This window comes from Cryobacterium sp. Hh7 (genome assembly GCF_004403155.1).
GTDB classification, from domain to species: Bacteria; Actinomycetota; Actinomycetes; order Actinomycetales; family Microbacteriaceae; genus Cryobacterium; species Cryobacterium levicorallinum.
In genome coordinates this window covers 92,637-110,421 of the sequence record NZ_SOHG01000018.1, presented here as the reverse complement: position 1 = coordinate 110,421, position 17,785 = coordinate 92,637, and the positions used below count along the sequence as shown (strand labels likewise).

Annotated in this window: 38 protein-coding genes and 1 tRNA gene; 35 read left to right on the top strand and 4 right to left on the bottom strand. The window is 62.5% G+C overall.

Annotation, left to right across the window (positions count from 1 at the left end; all coding sequences use genetic code 11):
• The first annotated feature begins 14 nt into the window (after positions 1–14).
• The 13 genes from E3T43_RS07470 to E3T43_RS07410 all read left to right on the top strand — a co-directional run bounded on the left by E3T43_RS07470 (position 15) and on the right by E3T43_RS07410 (position 6,674).
• Complete coding sequence (locus tag E3T43_RS07470; RefSeq protein ID WP_134471923.1) at positions 15–395, top strand: hypothetical protein; 381 nt, start codon at positions 15–17, stop codon at positions 393–395.
• Positions 388–1,296: a DUF2303 family protein gene (locus E3T43_RS07465; protein ID WP_134471922.1), complete on the top strand. Its 909-nt coding sequence runs from the start codon at positions 388–390 to the stop codon at positions 1,294–1,296. Before E3T43_RS07470 ends, E3T43_RS07465 begins: the two co-directional genes overlap by 8 nt.
• 128 nt (positions 1,297–1,424) lie before the next feature.
• Positions 1,425–2,012 (top strand): crossover junction endodeoxyribonuclease RuvC, encoded by a 588-nt coding sequence (locus E3T43_RS07460; protein WP_166791260.1) that lies wholly within the window; start codon positions 1,425–1,427, stop codon positions 2,010–2,012.
• Positions 2,009–2,413, top strand: a complete 405-nt coding sequence (locus E3T43_RS07455) for a hypothetical protein (protein WP_134471920.1) — start codon at positions 2,009–2,011, stop codon at positions 2,411–2,413. Before E3T43_RS07460 ends, E3T43_RS07455 begins: the two co-directional genes overlap by 4 nt.
• 25 nt (positions 2,414–2,438) lie before the next feature.
• Positions 2,439–3,317, top strand: coding sequence for a hypothetical protein (locus tag E3T43_RS07450; RefSeq protein ID WP_134471919.1), 879 nt, complete (start codon positions 2,439–2,441; stop codon positions 3,315–3,317).
• Complete coding sequence (locus tag E3T43_RS07445; RefSeq protein ID WP_134471918.1) at positions 3,314–3,712, top strand: hypothetical protein; 399 nt, start codon at positions 3,314–3,316, stop codon at positions 3,710–3,712. The genes E3T43_RS07450 and E3T43_RS07445 overlap by 4 nt, the downstream gene beginning before the upstream one ends.
• Complete coding sequence (locus E3T43_RS07440) at positions 3,709–4,008, top strand: hypothetical protein (RefSeq protein WP_134471917.1); 300 nt, start codon at positions 3,709–3,711, stop codon at positions 4,006–4,008. The genes E3T43_RS07445 and E3T43_RS07440 overlap by 4 nt, the downstream gene beginning before the upstream one ends.
• The gene (locus E3T43_RS07435; protein ID WP_134471916.1) at positions 4,005–4,331 is read left to right on the top strand and encodes a hypothetical protein; all 327 of its coding nucleotides are present in this window, start codon (positions 4,005–4,007) and stop codon (positions 4,329–4,331) included. Before E3T43_RS07440 ends, E3T43_RS07435 begins: the two co-directional genes overlap by 4 nt.
• Positions 4,328–4,609 (top strand): glutaredoxin family protein, encoded by a 282-nt coding sequence (locus E3T43_RS07430; RefSeq protein WP_134471915.1) that lies wholly within the window; start codon positions 4,328–4,330, stop codon positions 4,607–4,609. The genes E3T43_RS07435 and E3T43_RS07430 overlap by 4 nt, the downstream gene beginning before the upstream one ends.
• Before the next feature lie 2 nt (positions 4,610–4,611).
• Complete coding sequence (locus E3T43_RS07425; protein ID WP_134471914.1) at positions 4,612–5,127, top strand: single-stranded DNA-binding protein; 516 nt, start codon at positions 4,612–4,614, stop codon at positions 5,125–5,127.
• 61 nt (positions 5,128–5,188) lie between these two features.
• Positions 5,189–5,983, top strand: coding sequence for an N-6 DNA methylase (locus tag E3T43_RS07420; protein WP_134471913.1), 795 nt, complete (start codon positions 5,189–5,191; stop codon positions 5,981–5,983).
• A gap of 182 nt (positions 5,984–6,165) precedes the next feature.
• Complete coding sequence (locus E3T43_RS07415) at positions 6,166–6,489, top strand: hypothetical protein (RefSeq protein WP_134471912.1); 324 nt, start codon at positions 6,166–6,168, stop codon at positions 6,487–6,489.
• A complete protein-coding gene (locus E3T43_RS07410; protein ID WP_134471911.1) occupies positions 6,486–6,674 on the top strand; it encodes a hypothetical protein in 189 nt (62 codons plus the stop codon). Before E3T43_RS07415 ends, E3T43_RS07410 begins: the two co-directional genes overlap by 4 nt.
• Position 6,675: 1 nt before the next feature.
• Here E3T43_RS07410 and E3T43_RS07405 read toward each other — a convergent pair whose 3' ends face one another.
• The gene (locus E3T43_RS07405; protein ID WP_134471910.1) at positions 6,676–6,972 is read right to left on the bottom strand and encodes a hypothetical protein; all 297 of its coding nucleotides are present in this window, start codon (positions 6,970–6,972) and stop codon (positions 6,676–6,678) included.
• A gap of 158 nt (positions 6,973–7,130) precedes the next feature.
• Between E3T43_RS07405 and E3T43_RS07400 the strand changes: the two genes are divergently transcribed.
• From E3T43_RS07400 to E3T43_RS07350, 11 genes are all read left to right on the top strand, one after another.
• On the top strand, positions 7,131–7,343 hold the full coding sequence (locus E3T43_RS07400) for a hypothetical protein (RefSeq protein WP_134471909.1): 213 nt from the start codon (positions 7,131–7,133) through the stop codon (positions 7,341–7,343).
• Positions 7,340–7,567 (top strand): hypothetical protein, encoded by a 228-nt coding sequence (locus tag E3T43_RS07395; protein ID WP_134471908.1) that lies wholly within the window; start codon positions 7,340–7,342, stop codon positions 7,565–7,567. The genes E3T43_RS07400 and E3T43_RS07395 overlap by 4 nt, the downstream gene beginning before the upstream one ends.
• Positions 7,564–7,836: a hypothetical protein gene (locus tag E3T43_RS07390; protein ID WP_134471907.1), complete on the top strand. Its 273-nt coding sequence runs from the start codon at positions 7,564–7,566 to the stop codon at positions 7,834–7,836. Before E3T43_RS07395 ends, E3T43_RS07390 begins: the two co-directional genes overlap by 4 nt.
• A complete protein-coding gene (locus E3T43_RS07385) occupies positions 7,833–8,042 on the top strand; it encodes a hypothetical protein (protein WP_134471906.1) in 210 nt (69 codons plus the stop codon). The genes E3T43_RS07390 and E3T43_RS07385 overlap by 4 nt, the downstream gene beginning before the upstream one ends.
• Before the next feature lie 175 nt (positions 8,043–8,217).
• Positions 8,218–8,442: a hypothetical protein gene (locus E3T43_RS07380; protein ID WP_134471905.1), complete on the top strand. Its 225-nt coding sequence runs from the start codon at positions 8,218–8,220 to the stop codon at positions 8,440–8,442.
• Positions 8,439–8,852, top strand: coding sequence for a hypothetical protein (locus tag E3T43_RS07375; RefSeq protein ID WP_134471904.1), 414 nt, complete (start codon positions 8,439–8,441; stop codon positions 8,850–8,852). Before E3T43_RS07380 ends, E3T43_RS07375 begins: the two co-directional genes overlap by 4 nt.
• A complete protein-coding gene (locus E3T43_RS07370; RefSeq protein WP_134471903.1) occupies positions 8,849–9,259 on the top strand; it encodes a hypothetical protein in 411 nt (136 codons plus the stop codon). Before E3T43_RS07375 ends, E3T43_RS07370 begins: the two co-directional genes overlap by 4 nt.
• Positions 9,256–9,480, top strand: coding sequence for a hypothetical protein (locus E3T43_RS07365; RefSeq protein WP_134471902.1), 225 nt, complete (start codon positions 9,256–9,258; stop codon positions 9,478–9,480). The genes E3T43_RS07370 and E3T43_RS07365 overlap by 4 nt, the downstream gene beginning before the upstream one ends.
• Positions 9,477–9,788: a hypothetical protein gene (locus E3T43_RS07360; RefSeq protein WP_134471901.1), complete on the top strand. Its 312-nt coding sequence runs from the start codon at positions 9,477–9,479 to the stop codon at positions 9,786–9,788. Before E3T43_RS07365 ends, E3T43_RS07360 begins: the two co-directional genes overlap by 4 nt.
• Positions 9,752–10,381, top strand: coding sequence for a hypothetical protein (locus E3T43_RS07355; protein WP_134471900.1), 630 nt, complete (start codon positions 9,752–9,754; stop codon positions 10,379–10,381). The genes E3T43_RS07360 and E3T43_RS07355 overlap by 37 nt, the downstream gene beginning before the upstream one ends.
• Before the next feature lie 417 nt (positions 10,382–10,798).
• Positions 10,799–10,870 (top strand) — tRNA-Trp (locus tag E3T43_RS07350).
• An 806-nt stretch (positions 10,871–11,676) separates the two neighbouring features.
• Here E3T43_RS07350 and E3T43_RS07340 read toward each other — a convergent pair.
• Positions 11,677–11,874 (bottom strand): hypothetical protein, encoded by a 198-nt coding sequence (locus E3T43_RS07340; RefSeq protein WP_134471898.1) that lies wholly within the window; start codon positions 11,872–11,874, stop codon positions 11,677–11,679.
• Between the two features lie 72 nt (positions 11,875–11,946).
• Here E3T43_RS07340 and E3T43_RS07335 point away from each other — a divergent pair, with 72 nt between their 5' ends.
• The 4 genes from E3T43_RS07335 (at position 11,947) to E3T43_RS07325 (ending at position 13,324) form a co-directional block, all read left to right on the top strand.
• A complete protein-coding gene (locus E3T43_RS07335) occupies positions 11,947–12,270 on the top strand; it encodes a hypothetical protein (protein ID WP_134471897.1) in 324 nt (107 codons plus the stop codon).
• Positions 12,270–12,509: a hypothetical protein gene (locus tag E3T43_RS07330; protein ID WP_134471896.1), complete on the top strand. Its 240-nt coding sequence runs from the start codon at positions 12,270–12,272 to the stop codon at positions 12,507–12,509. The genes E3T43_RS07335 and E3T43_RS07330 overlap by 1 nt, the downstream gene beginning before the upstream one ends.
• A complete protein-coding gene (locus E3T43_RS19495; protein ID WP_255454182.1) occupies positions 12,506–12,637 on the top strand; it encodes a hypothetical protein in 132 nt (43 codons plus the stop codon). The genes E3T43_RS07330 and E3T43_RS19495 overlap by 4 nt, the downstream gene beginning before the upstream one ends.
• 150 nt (positions 12,638–12,787) lie before the next feature.
• Positions 12,788–13,324 (top strand): hypothetical protein, encoded by a 537-nt coding sequence (locus tag E3T43_RS07325; protein ID WP_134471895.1) that lies wholly within the window; start codon positions 12,788–12,790, stop codon positions 13,322–13,324.
• Between the two features lie 30 nt (positions 13,325–13,354).
• Here the strand turns inward: E3T43_RS07325 and E3T43_RS07320 are convergent, their stop codons facing one another.
• Together E3T43_RS07320 and E3T43_RS18700 are read right to left on the bottom strand one after the other, a co-directional pair.
• The gene (locus E3T43_RS07320; protein ID WP_134471894.1) at positions 13,355–13,957 is read right to left on the bottom strand and encodes a PASTA domain-containing protein; all 603 of its coding nucleotides are present in this window, start codon (positions 13,955–13,957) and stop codon (positions 13,355–13,357) included.
• Positions 13,958–13,996: 39 nt separating this feature from the next.
• Positions 13,997–14,140: a hypothetical protein gene (locus E3T43_RS18700; RefSeq protein WP_166791259.1), complete on the bottom strand. Its 144-nt coding sequence runs from the start codon at positions 14,138–14,140 to the stop codon at positions 13,997–13,999.
• Positions 14,141–14,158: 18 nt separating this feature from the next.
• Here E3T43_RS18700 and E3T43_RS07315 point away from each other — a divergent pair, with 18 nt between their 5' ends.
• The 7 genes from E3T43_RS07315 to E3T43_RS07290 all read left to right on the top strand — a co-directional run bounded on the left by E3T43_RS07315 (position 14,159) and on the right by E3T43_RS07290 (position 17,774).
• Positions 14,159–14,479, top strand: a complete 321-nt coding sequence (locus E3T43_RS07315; protein ID WP_198414325.1) for a hypothetical protein — start codon at positions 14,159–14,161, stop codon at positions 14,477–14,479.
• 27 nt (positions 14,480–14,506) lie between these two features.
• Entirely contained in the window at positions 14,507–14,737 is a 231-nt protein-coding gene (locus E3T43_RS07310) for a hypothetical protein (protein ID WP_134471893.1), read from the top strand.
• Complete coding sequence (locus tag E3T43_RS07305; protein WP_134471892.1) at positions 14,737–14,931, top strand: hypothetical protein; 195 nt, start codon at positions 14,737–14,739, stop codon at positions 14,929–14,931. The genes E3T43_RS07310 and E3T43_RS07305 overlap by 1 nt, the downstream gene beginning before the upstream one ends.
• Entirely contained in the window at positions 14,928–15,443 is a 516-nt protein-coding gene (locus tag E3T43_RS07300) for a hypothetical protein (protein ID WP_134471891.1), read from the top strand. Before E3T43_RS07305 ends, E3T43_RS07300 begins: the two co-directional genes overlap by 4 nt.
• Before the next feature lie 161 nt (positions 15,444–15,604).
• A complete protein-coding gene (locus E3T43_RS19490) occupies positions 15,605–15,739 on the top strand; it encodes a hypothetical protein (protein WP_255454181.1) in 135 nt (44 codons plus the stop codon).
• A 111-nt stretch (positions 15,740–15,850) separates the two neighbouring features.
• Complete coding sequence (locus E3T43_RS07295) at positions 15,851–16,201, top strand: hypothetical protein (protein WP_134471890.1); 351 nt, start codon at positions 15,851–15,853, stop codon at positions 16,199–16,201.
• Entirely contained in the window at positions 16,152–17,774 is a 1,623-nt protein-coding gene (locus E3T43_RS07290) for a terminase (RefSeq protein ID WP_134471889.1), read from the top strand. Before E3T43_RS07295 ends, E3T43_RS07290 begins: the two co-directional genes overlap by 50 nt.
• The last annotated feature ends 11 nt before the right edge of the window (positions 17,775–17,785 follow it).

The following is a 17,785-nucleotide window of genomic DNA, read 5'->3' as shown; positions in this document are numbered from 1 at the left end:
CAGTAAGGAATCACATGTCAGTGAACACCAAGTCCGAGGTCGGCGGAAGTTTCGCCGCCATCCTCGCGTCAATCCGGCCCAAGACCGACGTTGAGCTCGCCGAAAACCTCCGCGACCTCATCGCCGCGGTGAAGGACACCGGTAAGGCCGGGTCGCTCGTCGTCCGGTTCGACGTGAAGCTCGTCAACCCGGGCGGTTCTGAGGTGATCTTCTCCGACAAGATCACCGCGAAGCTGCCCGAACGAAACCGTGAAGGCTCCATCGCCTACACGGACCAGCTCAACAACCTCTCGCGGGTGAGCACCACGTCGATGCCTCTCTTCGAGGAAGACGCGCACGACATGCCCGCATACAACACCGCCACTGGCGAAGTAAAGGACCTCGACAATGACTGACTTCACCACCGAAGCACAGGCAGTATCCGCCCTCGCAGGACAGGCTCTCGCGCCGCAGGGCGTCGACATCAGCGAGGTCTACACCGTCGCTGACCAGGATGGCGGCGTGCGCCTCATCGACACGGACCAGTACGGTCCCGGCCCGCGGCGAGCTACCGGCCGGCGCATCGTCACCGACGCCTACTCGTTCGTGACGTACCTCGACCGGCACGCGACCGACCAGACCGAGGTCTTCGCCGACAAGGTCGCGAGCACGGTGATCGCGGTGCTCGACTCGAACACCGGATTCGACAAGCCGAACGGATGGCAAGGTCACACCGTGAAGCTCGAACTCGTGAAGACGATTCCGTGGCTCGCATGGCTGGCTCGCGACCTCACAACGGTTGGCACTCCGGCCTGGTTCAATCAGGAGCAATTCGCCGAGTTCATCCAGGAGCGCGCGACGGATTGCGTCACCCCTGACAGCGCCACACTGTTGGAACTCGCAACGTCGTTCCAGGCGAATAACAAGGTCGACTTCAAGTCTGCAGTGAACACCGGGTCGGGCCAGATCAACCTCGGGTTCGACGAGACGATCACGGCGAAGGCCGGGCAGAAGGGGAACATCCCGATCCCGACCGAGTTGAAGCTCCGGCTGCGCCCGTACATCGGTGGCCCGATCTACAACGTGACGGCTCAGTTCCGGTTCCGGCTCAATGGCGGCGACTTACGTCTCGGATTCGCGATCGTGCGACCTCAGGACATCCTCGACGCGGCGTTCACCGACATCGTCGACGAAATCCGCGACGGCAAGGACGAGACAGTCGTCGTGCCCGGCGTCGACGGCGCCGAGGCCACCACGGAGAAGCGCATCGTCCACACCGGCACGGACGCCCCAATCTTCTTCGGAAAGCCTGCCTAACCCTCCGCGCGGCATGACCGCACACCCGTAACACCCCTCGCCGAAGGCCGCCCGCGCAACCACGCATGGCGGCCTTCGGCGTACCACCGCCGGGAGGCACCAATGCTCAACACGAAATCAGCCAGACCATGATCGGAACAGACACGGGCATGATGCCTTCCAGCTTTCAGACCCTCACGCCCCGCCGAGTGATCGGCATCGACCTCTCCATGACGTCGACCGGGCTCGCCGTCATTGCGAACGGGATTATTGAAACGCACACGGTCACGTCGAAGGCCGACGCCGGCACACTCCGCAGCTTCATCGATCGGTCCGAACGGATCGCCCACCAGATCGACGAGGTCGTGCAGTTCCACGGCACCGACCTGGTCGTGATCGAAGGCCTCATTTATCACGGCAAGTCGAGTTCTCTCGACAAGATCAACGCGCACTGGTGGATGGTCGTGAAGTTCATCTGCGAATACGTCGATCAGGAACCCGTCGTCGTGAACAGCTCGCAGCGGTGCAAGTATGCGACCGGCGGAGCGTCGGCGAAGAAAGACATCGTGCTCGCCGCCGTCATCAAGCGCTACCCGCAGGCCGACCCCAAGGGCAACGACGAAGCGGATGCCGTGATCTTCGCGGCCATGGGCGCCCGCCACCTCGGTTACCCGGTCGAAGCATCCCTCCCGCTGGTGAACCTCGAAGCGATGGAAGCCGTGAGGTGGGGAGCATGACGCCCCCGACCCCACGCGTCCGCAGGCTCACCTACGAGCGTGACGGGTTCGCCTGCGTCACCTGTCGCGCCACGGAGAACCTCGAATGGCAGCACCGGGAGTCCTCCGGCCATGGCGGGCGCGGCAAGAAGGCCCCCAAGTTGACGCCTGCTGACGGAATGACGACGTGCGAGACCTGCAACCCGCGCTATGAGGGCGACTTGCAAGCCAAGGCCCTGAGATGCGGCTGGAAGCTCCGACGCAACCGACAGATGAGTTCGCACGACATCCCATATTTCAGCGCTGGCACCGAGTCATGGTGGCTGCCCGACATTCTCGGCGGGCGCCGGCCCATTCGCGAGGAGCTCGCACTTGAGCTAATCGAAGCTGCCGGCGGCCTGTATTCGAAGGGCGCGGCGTGATCGACAAGGAAGGAGGTAAGACGTAGTGGTCTGGTTCAACGTAGATGACGGGTTCCCCACGAGCCCGAAGGTTTTGAGCATCCCCAGAGCTGCCCGCATGGCCGCCGTGGGGCTCTGGACTATCGCCGGGGCGTCGTGCGCGAAGCACCTCACAGACGGCCATATTCAGACGTTCATGCTCGACGAATGGGGTGCAGATCCACTCTCGGCAGAGGCCCTCGTGGCCTCGGGATTATGGGAGACAACCCCTCAAGGATTCGTCTTCCACGATTGGGAGGGCTGGCAACGCACGAGAGTGGAAGTCGAGAGCAAACGCAAGAAGGAAACCCTTCGAAAGAAGACGTGGCGAGATAATAACGCTGGTCAGAAGGTAAATCCTGTCCCGCCTTTGTCCCACGGGACGGACAGCGGGACGGACGTGGGACAAGAGCGTCCGTCACAACACCCAAGCCAAGCCAAGCCAAGCCCTACCAAGCCAAGCCGATTAAGTACTAAAGAGCTTCTTGTCGACGATTCTCCCGAGCCCATCTCGGAGCTACGCCCCGAGGTCGAACGGTTGTGCATCCTCCTCCGCGATCTCGTCGTGGCAAACGGATCGAAGGCGCCGGTCATCGGCCCGAGCTGGCACACCGCGGCCCGGTTGATGCTCGTCAACGATGGGCGCGACCCTGTGGCCGTCGAACGACTCATGCGCTGGTGCCAGGCGGACAGCTTCTGGCGCGGCAATGTCCTGTCGATGCCGAAGTTCCGGAAGGGCTACGACCAGATCCGTCTCCATGCCGAGAGGCAGCGGATCGAACGGCAAGAGCAAGTCAAGGTCCCGAAGGATCAGCAGATCCTCGACGTCATCGAAACGGGCAGGCGAATGCAGGCCGAACACGACCGAAAGGCGCTGAGCGCATGAATTACGACGACATTGGCAAGCTCATCGCCCGGGTGAAGGTCGGCGATAACCGCGACGTCGGCAAGCTCGGCCTGCTGCACGAGGAATGGTTTCAGTCCCTCGGCCATCTGCCCCTCGACGAGTGCTTGGCCGCAGTGGTCATGCACCGACAGGAGCGGCCCGGGGTGTACCTCGAGGCCGGGCACATCATCGCGAACGTGCGGCTGATCCGATCGAGGCAGGAGCGCGCCGAGCGGATCGTGACCGCCATTCAGCGCGGCGCGATCGCGGCGCCGGTGATCACGCTCGACCGGGCCAAGTTCGAGGCCGAGACTCAGGCTTCGATTCGCGAGCATCGCATTGCTCGCGGTGTCGATCCTGATACGGGCAAGCCTTTCGCCTCGGTGGATCCGTGATCGACATGGTGAGCGTCTCCGTGCAAATGACGGCCGTCGACATGTGGAAGCTCGAGTCCATCGCTGAGCGCCGCGGCATGACGCTAGCCGACTTCCTGTTCCGCTCGGCTCTCGCCGTGTGCGGGGCAGGCGCACCGGTCGGCGCCGAGTCGATCGTGATCTTCCACCGGGCCGGAATGAAGGTGTCAGAGATCGCCCGCCGCCTGGACATGACGAACCTGGCAGTGAAGGACCGGCTGCACCGACTGGGGCTCAAGCCGAACAGCAACACCAAACGAAAAGAGACCAGGAAATGACCGCACGAGCAACACCGGGCACCGGCGATTCCTTCGACTGCGGCTGCCCGGAATGCCCCGATTTTGACAAGACAACGATCGGGACTTCCCGCACCATGGCAGCCCTCGCGGCACACGACAAAAAGTTCCATCCGCTGACTTACGAGCCTGCACGGCACCCGCGGAGTGTGCGGGATTTGCCCGCCATGATCGACCCTGCGCCCGCTGACGGGGTCACAAGCGAAATGCAGACGACTGCACGCCGAAGCCGTGAAATCGACGGAGACGGGCGCGTAGCGCTTCCGAGTATTCGACAAACCATCAATGAAATGAGCAGGAATTGAGCACACCAACACCCACCGTCACCGTCTACACGAAAGACGATTGCCGCCAGTGCGTCGCCACGAAGGCGTGGCTGACGAAGCGCGACATCGCATTCACCGAGGTCGACATCCTCACCGACCCGAAGAACCTCGAAGGGGCCAAGTCGCTCGGCCTCGGCTCGGCGCCCGTCGTCATCGTGTCGTTCGGGAATCCTCTCGACGACGTCGCCTGGGCCGGGTTCAACCCGAACAAACTGACCGAATACCTGAGCACCACCAATACCGAAACGAGCAAGTAGCCATGGCTGGAGAGACCGTAATCACTGTGGTGGGCAACCTAACCTCCGATCCAGAACTCAGGTACACCCAAAATGGCCTGGCCGTCGCCAACTTCACCATTGCGAGCACGCCACGCACCTTCGACCGGGCCAAAAACGAATGGGTCGACGGCGACGCCCTGTTTCTCCGCGCGTCCGTCTGGCGCGAGTTCGCCGAGCACGTGGCCGGCAGCCTCACGAAGGGCGCTCGCGTCATCGCCTCTGGTCGCCTCAAGCAGCGGTCGTATGAGACGAAAGAAGGCGAGAAGCGCACGTCGATGGAACTGGAGATCGACGAGATCGGCCCGTCGCTGAGGTATGCGACGGCGAGCCTGACCCGTGCGCAGTCGGGCAATCGCGGCGCTCCCGCACCCGGTGGCCAAGGCAACGACGAGCCCTGGGCACCGACCGGGCCCGCCGCGCCGGCCGCTGCAGGCCCGGCATCCGGCGGCGATGTTTGGAACAAGCCGGGCAACTTCTCGGACGAGACACCGTTCTAAGCGCATGACCCGGGGGCGGCGCTCGTCGCCCCCGCCAACAATTTCACAGAGGGCAGGTCGCATGAAGAAACTACTCGAGGCGAATGTCGCCTACGGCCGCCGTCGGATCGCGCAAGTCTTCGGTGACTTCTGCGAGCTGGCCGCCCTGGCGATCCGCAACACCGTTGACCCTAATGGGCACGCCGAGCGGGAAGAACGATACATGCGCATCATCGGCGAGTACTCCCCCGAGGAGGCTGCCCGGTTCGGCGAGATCCTCGCGAAGCTCACCGAGCAGCTGGGCGGCGACTTGTCCGACGTGCTCGGCCAGCTGTACATGAGCTTGGAACTCGGCAGCGACGACATGGGCCAGTACTTCACCCCGTTCGACGTGTCGCGGATGATCGCGCAGATGACGTGCACCGGGTTCGAGGAGGTGCTGGCCAACCAGGCGTTCATCACCGTGTCGGAGCCGACATGCGGCAGCGGCGGCATGATCGTCGCTCTCGCGGATCGGATGCGGGCGGCGGGTTTCAACTACCAGGAGCAGCTGCACGTGACGGCGCAGGACCTCGAGCGCACCTCGGTGCACATGACGTACATCGCGCTGTCGCTTCTGCATATCCCGGCGGTCGTGATTCACGGGAACACGCTCACGGTCGAGGTCTTGGACAGCTGGTACACGCCCGCGCATATCCTCGGCGGCTGGTCGAGCAGGTTGCGGGCCCGGGAGGCGGTGCGGCAAGTCGCCGCGCTGACTGCCGCCCCTGCAGCAGCGCCCGCCGTCGCGCCGAGACCGCTCGCCCCGCCGGCGCCCGCCGCGCTCCCTGCCGATCCCGGCGCGGATATCCCGCTATTCGATTTCGACTTCGCGTAAATTCGCCCACCTATTCACAAGGCACCGTCATCTGGCCGGTGCCTTTCGCTATACCCCAAAGAGGGAATCATGACGGAGCAGTTCGCAGCGTGCGGGGATCACTCGGCGCTGAACAGCATGGAGTTTGAGCGGGCGCTGGAAATTGCCCGCGAATGCGATGAGTGCCTGGTCCAGGTGAGGACGTGACCGTGTTCGCGATCGGGGATCTCGTCTACGAGCAGCTCTACGACCCGAGCAGCCCGCGCTGGAATGCCTCAATCGAGGAGCGCATCGCCGAGGGGCATGTCTACGGGCAGCGCAAGCTCATGCTGCTATCGGGGATCATCCCGAACTACAACGGCTCGGAGTACGCGCAGAGCATGGGCCGCGACCTGCCTAACCGCATCGTGACCCGATACTGGCTGGTCGATCCTGACCGGCCGAACGACGAGTCGCACATGTCGTGGGTCGAATCCGACTGGTGCGTGCTCGAATCTGCGGCAGCCGACGAGGGGATGCTCTGGTGAGCCGCCCGAGGGCCCTCATCAGGTGGGCATCACGGCATCTCGCTGCTGAGCGTGACGGGCTGGTGCTCGACCCGGAAGAGACCGAGATGGCAGAGGCCGCGTACGCGCACGCATTCGACGAGCAGATGAAGGGCGCTCGCGGACTCAACCTGCTGTTCCCGAACGGGGAGCGGGTAGCCGCATGACCTACAAGCCGGGGATGAACAGAGACCAGATACTTGCTATCGCTCCCGCAAGTAGGCCAATACCGACCAGCGAAATATCCCACCTGACTGCGGTGCGGTTCTCTCGTGGCGCGACGGTGATGTCAGACCAGACCTTGTCGTGGTCGGCGATTGTTCCGACCACTGATCCCCGACTTTCAACAAGGAGGAGCGTCTTGGCGAGCGCCCGGTTCGAGCGCCGCAGCAGCCGAGCGAATGCCAAAACAGGCAGCACGGCAGCAATGACGAAAAGCAAGCTCAACCACGATCGAATCTCCATGCTTCGCACTCTATCGGGACAGGGGTGACCGCCCCGACATGGCCGGCTATCGCAGCCGCCGCCGATTCACTCCGCACCGTAGGCGGTGTCTACGACTACGTAGCTGCCGCCCTTGAGTACGACCACCGGGGCTTAGCCCCCACAACGAAAGCGACGAAATGACCAACTACGAAACCATCTATGACGAGGCCAGCAGGGAGAACTCGCCTGGAATTGGCCGTGGCAACTTCCCGGCCGGCATCACTGCTGTGGTGGCGGCTGCGAAACGGGAGGCGCTGACCGACTTGCTCGTGCAGTTCCCGTCTCATGGGTTGCTCGGATTCAAGGCTGTCATCGAGCAGCGACTCAGCGAAGTTCAGGCCACCCAGTGACCCGCCGCATCCGCACCACGCGCCAAGCACGCCGACTCCGACACAAGGCCAGCCTCGTTGTGGCGAAGCGCAAGGTGGACGCGCTGCACGCCGAATGGTTTTGGGCTGCGGTCGCTGCGGCTGCGGTTCAGCTCGACAACTGGGCCGTGGGTCGCGCTGGGCAGATTCAGGCCGAGCGCGCCGAGGCTGTGGAGCGGGCAGAGATCAAGGGAGAGCAGCAATGACAACCAAGATATCAACGGAGCGAGTGCGCGACCTGTTCTCATTGGCGACTGCCTGGCGGAGTGAGGACCCACGAGGCGGCACTGACCTCAGCGGTCTGCGCGCATCAAACCGGGCCGAGTTCGACATGTGGCTGGCCGAGCACGACCGGACTGTAGCTGCAGATGCCCGGAACGATGCGATGGTCGATGCAGTTGCTTGGGCGCGGTCATGCTCTGGCGAATCTGCCGATATGGCTGCTGACTATATCCAAGAAATGGCCACCCAGTGACCCCGTGGGAGATATTCGGCATGGTAGCGGCCAGCGTCGGGTTGGTGTTTGTCATCATTGCGGTCGCGCTGATTCTGGGGCGGATTTTTTACCGGCCCGAACCAGAGCGTTTGCCGAAATCGCCGACGTGGACCGAAACGCGGACCTTTCCGCAGTCTCAGGCATCCCTCGACAAGCGGGCAGAGATGAAGCGGGGCGACGAATGAGGACGTGCGGGCGGCAAGGATGGCCCGACGACGAGCAGGACTATGACAACCCTTGCGTCTGCGGTCTCGCCACCGGCCATAAGGGCTTGCACCAGTGCGACCAAGAGGACGGCCAGTCATGGGCAGGTGGCATCCCCGCCGCCCCTGAGTCGCCCGCAACATCAGGGGGCGACTCGTGAGCAAGTCGGCGGATGAGCTGAAAAAGCTGAGCCCGGACGAATTCCGCAAGCGCCAGTTGATCATGACCTGCGTTTTCCGGTCGCTGTCCGACGCCGAGCGCGACGAGCTCACCTCGCTGATGGTCGCGACGGCCCGCCAGCCGCCCGCTCAGCCCCTCGCAGCACAACCGGCACCACCAACCCACACAACGGCCGTAGAGGCCAGAGACGAGCAATCATGATCAAGACCACCCGCAAGCCCGCACTGATCGCGACCCTGGCAACGGCAGCGGTGGCGACTCTGCTGCTGTCCGGCTGCACGAGCGATGCAGACCGGGCCAGCTACAACCTGTCGAAGTCGGCTGATCAGTTCGAGATCGAGCGCCGCGTCGTGTTCCTGAACGGGATCACCGACACCTACCTGCTCAGCATTGAGGGCCGCTGCTCAATCCAGGAAACGGGAGATCAGCTCGAAGTGACATGCAGGCTCGGCCCGGACGATTACAAGAAGCACTTTCTCGGGCTAAGCGACAACGTGTCCTACTTCGTGGAGCAGATGGAACCGGTTGACGTGAGCGTCTACCACTACCGGGTGATATTCAAGCCGGAAAACATCATCCCGGACATCGATGTTGAGGCGGGAAAGCAATGAGTAACGCGGAACTGAAAGCGGAGGCGCGCCAGCTCGCTGACTACTACGGAGCGACGGATGCAGGACCCCTGCTGCTCAAGTTGGTAACCGCGCTCGAAGCCGCTGAGTCGCCGACCAGCCAAATGCTGACCGAAGACGGCAGATCAACCGTCGTCGCGCTTGGTGACTACCTATTCGCGCACCACCCGACCGCCGAGCCTGACATCGCGAAAGCTGCGCTGGCTACGATCAAAGCCCTCGAAGCGGAGTCGCCGACCACTGTTGAGTGGGCGGATCGCGACGACATAACTGGACACGTGACCGTATGGCACATGCAGAAATGGCTTGAGAATGCACACCCTAAGGACTACCCCGGGTGCACCATCGTGAGCCGCAACGTCAGCCCGTGGATCACGGTGCAGGCATGACCGCCGCACGCCTCGTCGCCTGGGACTTGGGCGACTCCGAACCTGAGGGAGTCATCTCGGTGTGCGAGTCGGACGGTGACACCGACGGCGAGGACAGCATCTGCTGGGGCCGCACCCACGACGGAGACTGGAAAGGCTACAAGAACGGCGGCAAGGTCTACCTGTCGTGGGACGAACTGACCCGACGATGGGGACCTATCGCAGAAATGGTGACGGGATGACCGCCGCACGGGATGAGCTGGCACGCGCAATCGAGTCCGGCCAGCCGCCGGCGCCCATCCCACGGTTGAAGATCACGTCCCTGGTCGGTGGCGGTCACGAGATCCGCGTCAAGCAATCCGAGATCAACGGCCTGACCATGAGCGAACTCACCGCGGCGATCTGCTCCCTGCGCATCGGAGGCAGGCGCATCGGGCCCGACGACCTCAGCCCCGCTATCGAGAAACAGCACCCACACCGATGGGTGATCCCCATCAAGAACGGAGACACCGAATGGCCACTGACCTGCTCGACGCGCTCGATGCCCTGACCAAACCGCGAACCACGAAAACCGTGCAGGAGAAAAACGGGATCACCTGCGTCTCACCGGTCGAGCTCCCCTCGCTGCTCGACCGGCTCGAAGACGCCATCCGGGGCACGGTCGGGATCGGTGGAGGTGGCGCGCTAGCCAACGAGCGGAACATGCTCAACGCCGGCAACCTTTACACGGCCGTCATGATCACAACGATGGTCAAGGAGTGGGCGAGGGGTGCAGGGATCGTCACGCACCCCACGGACAAGCCCGGCCCGCTGCTGCGATCCTGGTACGTGCTGTTCTCGCAGACGGAACGCTACCGAGAAGACCACAGCTTCTACCTGCGAAAAATGCAAGGGTGGGCCAAGCAGATCGAGGGACTGTTCGACCCGCCGCGAACCCGTGACCTGCCCAACGAATGCCCGCTGTGTGGTGCTGGCACATGGTGGAAAGACGGCAATGAGTATCAGCGCCCACTGCTGCTCACGTTCCACGACGGACCCGAGATGATCGAGGCTGGCAAGGGCGAGTGCCGGGCATGCGAAGCGGTCTTCGGGCTGCGTGAGTTGTCCTATGCGATCGACGCGAAAGAACAATCCGCACGCTGACCCGTTTGGCGTGAATTTGTGGCATAATTGTACCGATATCGGATACGTGTCACTTCTTCCGGTTCAACCCTTTCAGAATGGCCGTCACCTTCCCCCAAGGTCGCGGCCATTCTGCATTTAAGCTTTCGGTCGCACCCCGACACACATACGCCCTTTCATAGGCCACCTCGGCGAGTCGCGACCGGAACCTCTTGCCAGGCCCTCTCTCCTGGTCATGCCGGTACTGGATCTCCGGTGCAAGAAGAAACGATCTGGCGGGTGAAGTGCAGGGCCTACGAGCCTGAGTCACCGCCATCCGCCCCCAACACTTGCCACTGTTGCCGAAAGGTTGCAGCCGCACACCGGGAGCTCACCGGCGGCAAGAATCGAGCGACAACTGAACACGCGCGAGCCACGACGGTAGATATCGGGGCGCATTGGGACATGGTGCAGCGGCAAGCACGGCGGTCTCCAAAACCGCAGACCGAGGTTCGATTCCTCGTGGCTCAGCGAACACAGGGTAGCGACCCACCGCGCGCACGGGAGAAGCCTTGGTGGACCGAGGGGAATGCCCGTGCGCCACACACTTGGCCCCGCCGCCAATCATCGACATTCGAGCGGGGAAACAGGCTGATGACCCACCATCTGCTCGCGGGCGTGAAAGCCACGGCGAGAGTCCACGGGTACCTAGATCCGCGTGGACACCACAAATCTTGCGTGGCCTTCGACGGCACGCGGCCCAACACTGATCGATCGGTGCTGGGTGTCAACTGGCGCGAAGACCCGGCAGGGTTGCCAGCTACCGCCGACCAACTTTCGAGGGGTGGCCATGAGCGCACAGACGAAGCGCGACCTTGATGCCGCAATCGCCGCCCATTTCGGTGACGCATGGGACGGCGCAATCCTCACCGGGTACGTCCTCCAAATGGCCGGCGTCACCATGGCTGATATTGAAGACGGCGAACAGACTTCCTTTTTCCGTGAAGTTGCGGAGGTCCAGGCCAGCCACGTCACCTNAGACGGCGAACAGACTTCCTTTTTCCGTGAAGTTGCGGAGGGCCAGGCCAGCCACGTCACCCTCGGGCTGCTCGATTACTGCCACACCATGTTCCGTAACAACATCACGCGACGGAGCGACGATGAAGGTTGACCCGCGCACCTGTTCCGAGTGTGGCCGCCGCTATCCATGCATCTCACTTGCCACGTACTGCTCCCACCTGCCGGAACCAGCACGGCCGTGACCTACGACCCCGACGAGATCGAGGAAGCGTACAACTCCCAGTTCGACGCCGAACACGAGGTTGACGAGGCTTTAGCTACTTGGCGTCGCGCTTGGCGATGTACGCCGCGTAGGCCTTGTGCACGCCGGTCTCGGTCATGCCGAGGTGCTGGGCGATCTCGCGCCAGGTGATGTTCTCGCGGCGCGCGGTTTCGATTCGCTCGCCGCGATCCTTGTTGTAGTCGTAGGCGCCGATGTACTGGAGGTCTTCGATCACGGCTTCACGGTTAGTCATAGTGTCAGCATACAGAGGATATTACCGAAGTAGATATAGACAAGTGTCTAGTAACTGTTGTATAGTAAAGACATGACAACGACACAAAACCACGAGCACACCATAGTCGCCCAGAACTGTGCACACCGCGAAGACCTCACCTGGGCCAACGATGGACGCAGCCAGTACATTCGCGCAGACGGCGTGATGATCAAGAAGGTCGTCGGCGTCTCCGGTTGGTGGCAGGTACTACTCCCGAACGGCGACTCGCCCCAGACGCCCACCGAAAGCGGCGCGTGGCTCACGAGCATTTCCGCATCCGGCAACTCGTTGAGCTGGTGCAAGTACCTAGCCGCGATGATCACGCCCGAGTCGCCCGTGTTCACCCCGCCCGTTTACGTCAGCCGGGCACGCTGATGACCCGCAGCAAGGCGGTTCAGGCGATGCTCAGGCCGGTTGCGAGCGAGACGACCCGCACGGACCTCGTAGCCCTATTCGTCCGGTACAACAACGCCGAATCCGCGCGCAGCATCGCAGGCTATCAACGGTTCACGAACGCCGCCACGAGCGCCGAATACAAGGCTGCCGCAGACGCCGCACTCGCCGCTCATCAGGCCATGCTTGACGGGATTCTTGCGCTGGACATTCCCGCATGAGCGTCGACCTCGCCAATCCTGCACGAACGAATCTCAGCCTAGAGATTCGCGGCCTGCGCCTCACGCTCGCAATCACCAAGGACGAGCGCGGAGCAGCCACGCTGGCGCTGAACATCAGCACCACATAGTCTCGCCCCGGCCAATCGCCGGAGCATGGCGGTACGGCTCACTGGGAGCGCGCCGGGATAACCGATACGTAGGCGGTTCGAAACCGCAGCCGCCAACCAATCAGCGCTCATCCTCACGGGTGGAGCTAAAGCTTTGAGAGAGAGCAGACCATGGCCCGCATTACCAGAGCAGCAGCACTCGATCCTGACGGCGACGGATGGTTCCTAAACAAACTAATCTCAACTCTTGTCTCGGCCACAAACCCGGACGGCACACCCTACGCCCTACCAATTGCCGCATCAGCGCCGACCCCATCTGACATTGTTTCCGGCCGGAAATCATTCAGCATCACAACCGTTGCAACGACACTGGTTACCATTCCGGCCGGAAGAACATGGTCGGGACAGATCGGGGCATCCGTCTCTTGCTCGGTTGCGGCGGGCACCACAGTGCCCGGGCTGGCATCAGCACAAATTTCTATCGCGGGCACAAGTTCAGCGCCGGCCGCAGGGATCTATCTAGGTGTTGATGCACGGGCAGGGGCAGGACTCTCAAGCTCGGCGAACGGCGCACAGTCGGCAAACTTTGCTTCCGTACCTATCGTCATTGCCGCTCCCGCTGCAAACAGCGTGTCGGTGCAGGTGGCTTCCACTACCAGCGGCACCAGCGCCTTGGTCGATGCGTTCGCCCTCGGGAAGCTGCTCTGACCCGCGATCGCAACTACCGCAGACGCCAACTCAGTAGGCGTTGAATGCGTCCACGACTGGTGCGTCATTCGTGCCAGAAACTGTGCACTCTACAGTGACTCGCATCTCAGCATTGAACTGATTGACTACCTCTGTTCCAGCCTTCAGGAACATCGTGTCGCCCTCGACAATGTGAGTGCCATCCCACCGCCAGGCGGCGTCGAACCCATAGGGGAATTCAGTGACTCCCGACTGGTCACAGGCAATGATCGAAGCGCTAAACGTCAGTCCAGAGGGAGTCACATCTCCTGATGCCACCACGGGAGCCTGCGTCTCCTCCAGCGTCGGCTCAGCGGAGGGTGCGACTTCCTCCACTTCGCGCGGCTCGACCTCAGGCTTACTGATGGACAACACAACTTCGGCGCCATCGTCCACGGACTCGCCAGCCGCCGGCACAGTCGCCCCAGCATCCCAGTTCGACGCCACAAACACGGGCCCTGAAGCATCCCACTCGACGTCGAAGCCCGCCGCCTCCAACTCATCCCGAGCATCGGCACCGTTCATGCCCGATACGTCAGGCACGATAACCGCCGACGAGCACCCGGTGAGCAGCAGGATCGCTGCAGCGGCCATAGCAAGCGTGATCTTAGACATAATTCCCCCGACGGTAGATGTCAGGTCAGGCTAACAGGGTCACGGCTTCCACCACCGCCTCTGCATGCTCGTGATCGTCACCACACGCGCCTTCGCGATTTGGGCCAGCGCCTCCGCATACTTCGCCTTCCGCAGGATCTCGCGCCGCTCAAACGTGGCACGCCGTTCCGCCTTAGATTTCATGCCCAACAGCCTAGCGAGGTGACCGTGAGCCAGCACCATAAGTCGACCCGCAACATGCGCGAGCTGAAGCGGGTATTCCGTGAGGAATGCGAGAGCGAACCCCAGGCTGACGGATCTATCGGCGCCCGGTGCTGGCTGTGCCGGCAGCCCATCAACTTCGATGAGGACGGCCGGGAAGATTCCTTTCAGCTTGACCACTACTACCCGGCGAGCACCCACCCCGAGCACTACGAAGACCCCGCCAACTTTAGGCCGTCGCATGGGTCCTGTAACCGTGAGCGCGGCAACAAAGCACCACGCCCCGGGCTCGGCATTCTCAGCCGTGACTGGCTGGCATAGACCACCAACAGAGAAAGGCCACCCATCATGGCTCGCATTCAAATCCTCGAACTGCCCAGCGAAGTCGTGGGCGAGTACGTGCGCACCCCGTTCGCAATCGTCATAGATCAGGTCGAGACAGAACAAATCCCGACCTCGATCCATGGCGTCTCCTCGACTGAGTACTCGATCAGCCGCGCTGACTCCGAGGGGATCAAGGCCGCTACGGGAGCGGGCGGAGTCATCCTGAGCACCACCACATTGGACGTGGTGCTGTAATGGCTCAGCACGTCGGCAGCATCGAGGCCAAGCTACTCATCCAGATCGCAGACGGTGAACCCGTAGAGGTCGGCATGCTCGACATCGCACTCACCGGGGTCGCTACTTCATCCGGTGTCGAGCTCGGAGGGATCCAGAATGGGCTCGGCGCTGCGCTCATCGAAGCCGGCCAGTCGCTGCAGGGAGAGTCATGAGCACACATCTCCCACCCCGACAGCTAGATTTACTCGAGCAGGCAGTCATCGACGCGGCCCGCAACGCTGCAGCTCGACCCGGCCCTATCCCCATGGCCGATCTGAAAGACGCAGTGGCTTCGCTCGACCGGCAGCGTGCCTATATCGAGGAAGCCAAGCAGTTCAGCCAGGACCTGCCGTCCAGCGAGGTCATCACCGGAGCGCGAGCAACGGGCAAGACCACGGCCGCCGCCGAATGGGTGAAGGATGGCCGACGTTACCTGCAACCGGACGGACGCATGGTCAATGACCGCGTACTCTGCACCCTCGATATGCATATGGCCGAAGAGCACATGCTCAACCATGGCCTGACGAAGACTGAGGTCACGAGCTACCGCGTCCTGCGCGAGCAGCGAGGTGGCCCACGCGGTGAAGGCGCCAAGCAGTACGCGCTGGACGAATCGAACCACGTGCTCGCCCAACTGCTCAACCTGCGCAGCCTGCCCGCCCTGATGATCGTCCTCACGCCATGAACGCGCGACACGCTCGAAGGATCCGTCGCGGTGTCCTCATCGCCCAGTACCTCATTGCCGCCACAAGCCCGCGTGCCATCGTCACCTACACGCGTGAGCGCTGTAGCTCACGGCTCATCGCTCGGGCAGTCGAACGAACCCTGTCTAGACACCCGACAGTCGTGCGCCGGCAGGTAGAGCGCTGGCATGCAGCCCACGTCGACCACATGGATCAGATGGGCATCAGCATCAGCGTTGAAGCCATCATCAAAGCCTGTGTGACCTATCCCAAAGACGGATTCACCACCCGGGGGTAGGGGCGTCAAGATTTCAAAAGTCTGAATCGGCGGACTACCTCCCCACTTGAGGCTTCCTCTCTCCCCAACTTTTAGAGGGGGTCACGCGCATGCGAGAAAGGACGGTGAGTCATGGACCTGATCGCTGCGACTGAAATGTCAATCGAGGCTGCGGGCCTAAAACCCATTGACGCCGGCGCTGTGGAGGCTTTGCGGGCTCTGGCTCGAAAGATCCAGGCGTGGGACGTGATTGTCGAGTTCGCTCTCGATGATGCTGCCCAGTCCGAGTCCCGGCCTTCCGTCCCTCAGAACGACAACGTCTCAATCTCCGCATATCTGAAGTACTGCGACCAGCTCGGGTTCACACCTGCAGGTCGTAAGGCTTTGGAGCCAAAGGGCGGGCCGCTCCCCGCGCCGAAGGTTGAGAACGAACTTGAGCGTTTCAAGCGCGAGCAAGCAGAGAAGCGGCAGCAATCCGCGTAACGTCGTCTACGGCTTCGAGGAACCGCGCATCTGGACGAAGCCTCTCCGGCCGCTGACGCGTGCAACGTCGATGGGGTTCGAGGTCGTCGACTTCGCTCAAATGATCCTCGGTGTGACGCTCTACCCTTGGCAGATTTTCTTCTTGATCCACGCCCTCGAGATTCACGATGATGGCACCTACCGATTCAAACGGGTAATCGGCCTCGTCGCTCGGCAGAACGGTAAGACGAAACTGATCACCGTGCTCGCCGCGTGGTGGCTATTCGTTGATTCTGACCGGTTCCCCGAAGATGTGCACCCCCGCGACTTCAAGGTGCTCGGCACGGCGCAGAACCTCGACATCGCCCGGGATGCGTGGGCGGCAGTCGGCCGGTTCTGCGACCCGCTCGATGATGACTCGATTCCTGCACTCAGTGGCGGGACGAACAAGATCAGCGGCTCGCACGGGTTCGAAGCACTCATCCTCAAGAGCAAGACGGTCTACGAGATCCGCGCGGCCAACCGTGGCGCCGGCCGTGGCAAGTCTGCCGCTCGGGTCATCATGGATGAACTGCGCGAGCAACGAACGTGGGATGCCTGGGCAGCGATCTCACAGACGACGAAGGCTGTCTTCAACTCGCAGCTCATCGGCATATCGAACGCTGGCGACGCGGGCTCTCTGGTCCTCTTGCATCAGCGCAAGGCTGCGCTGGAGTTCATCGCCGCATGGGATTCGATGGTCGAGTCTGGCATTCAGGATCTGGAAGATTTCGCCAACGGGCACGACATGAGCCTCGGTATCTTCGAGTGGTCGGCGCCTGAGGATTGCGCCCCTGACGACGTGGCCGGCATCCTCCAGGCCAACCCCTCTATCGGGCATGGCGTCATCACTCTCGACTCGATCCGTGCCGACCGCGATGGCATGCCCGACCGCGAGTACCGCACTGAGGTGCTGTGCCAGTGGGTCACGGCCGCCGTAGCTACCTACCTCGACAACGGCGCGTGGATCGATTGCGCCGATGAGCCTGACGAGTTCTCAGCGGGTTCCATGCTCGCCGACGACTCTCCGCTTGTTCTCGGCATCGATACCTCGATGCCCTCACGTGCGATGACGTTCATGGCTATCGCAGGGTACCGGCCGGACGGCCTCATTCACGGCGAGGTCATCGTGATGCGCGCGGGAATGCTTTGGGCGCCGGCCGTCGCGGTAGCAGTATGCAAAGAGTTCGGTATCACCCACGTGGCCATCCAGTCCCGCGGGTGTGCGGCTGCCGAGTTCGTCGAGCCGCTGCGCGAAGCGGGCATCACGATCATTGAGATAGCCGGCACCGCCCTCGGGTCGAGCGCTGGGCGCACTCGAGACCGCATCCGTGACCGCACTATTCGCCACCGCTCGCAGCCGATCCTCAACATGGCTGTATCGGGCGGTGTGACCAAGCGCCTCGGCGAGGTCCAGGTGTGGGATCGCACGGCATCCGTCGTCGACATCGCCCCGCTCGTCGCCCTTTCGAATGCGCTCTACGGCCTCGAGACTCTGCCAGCCACCGACTCAACCGAAAGCTATTACGAGGAAAACGACCTCTTGGTCCTCTGACCTGAAAGGAG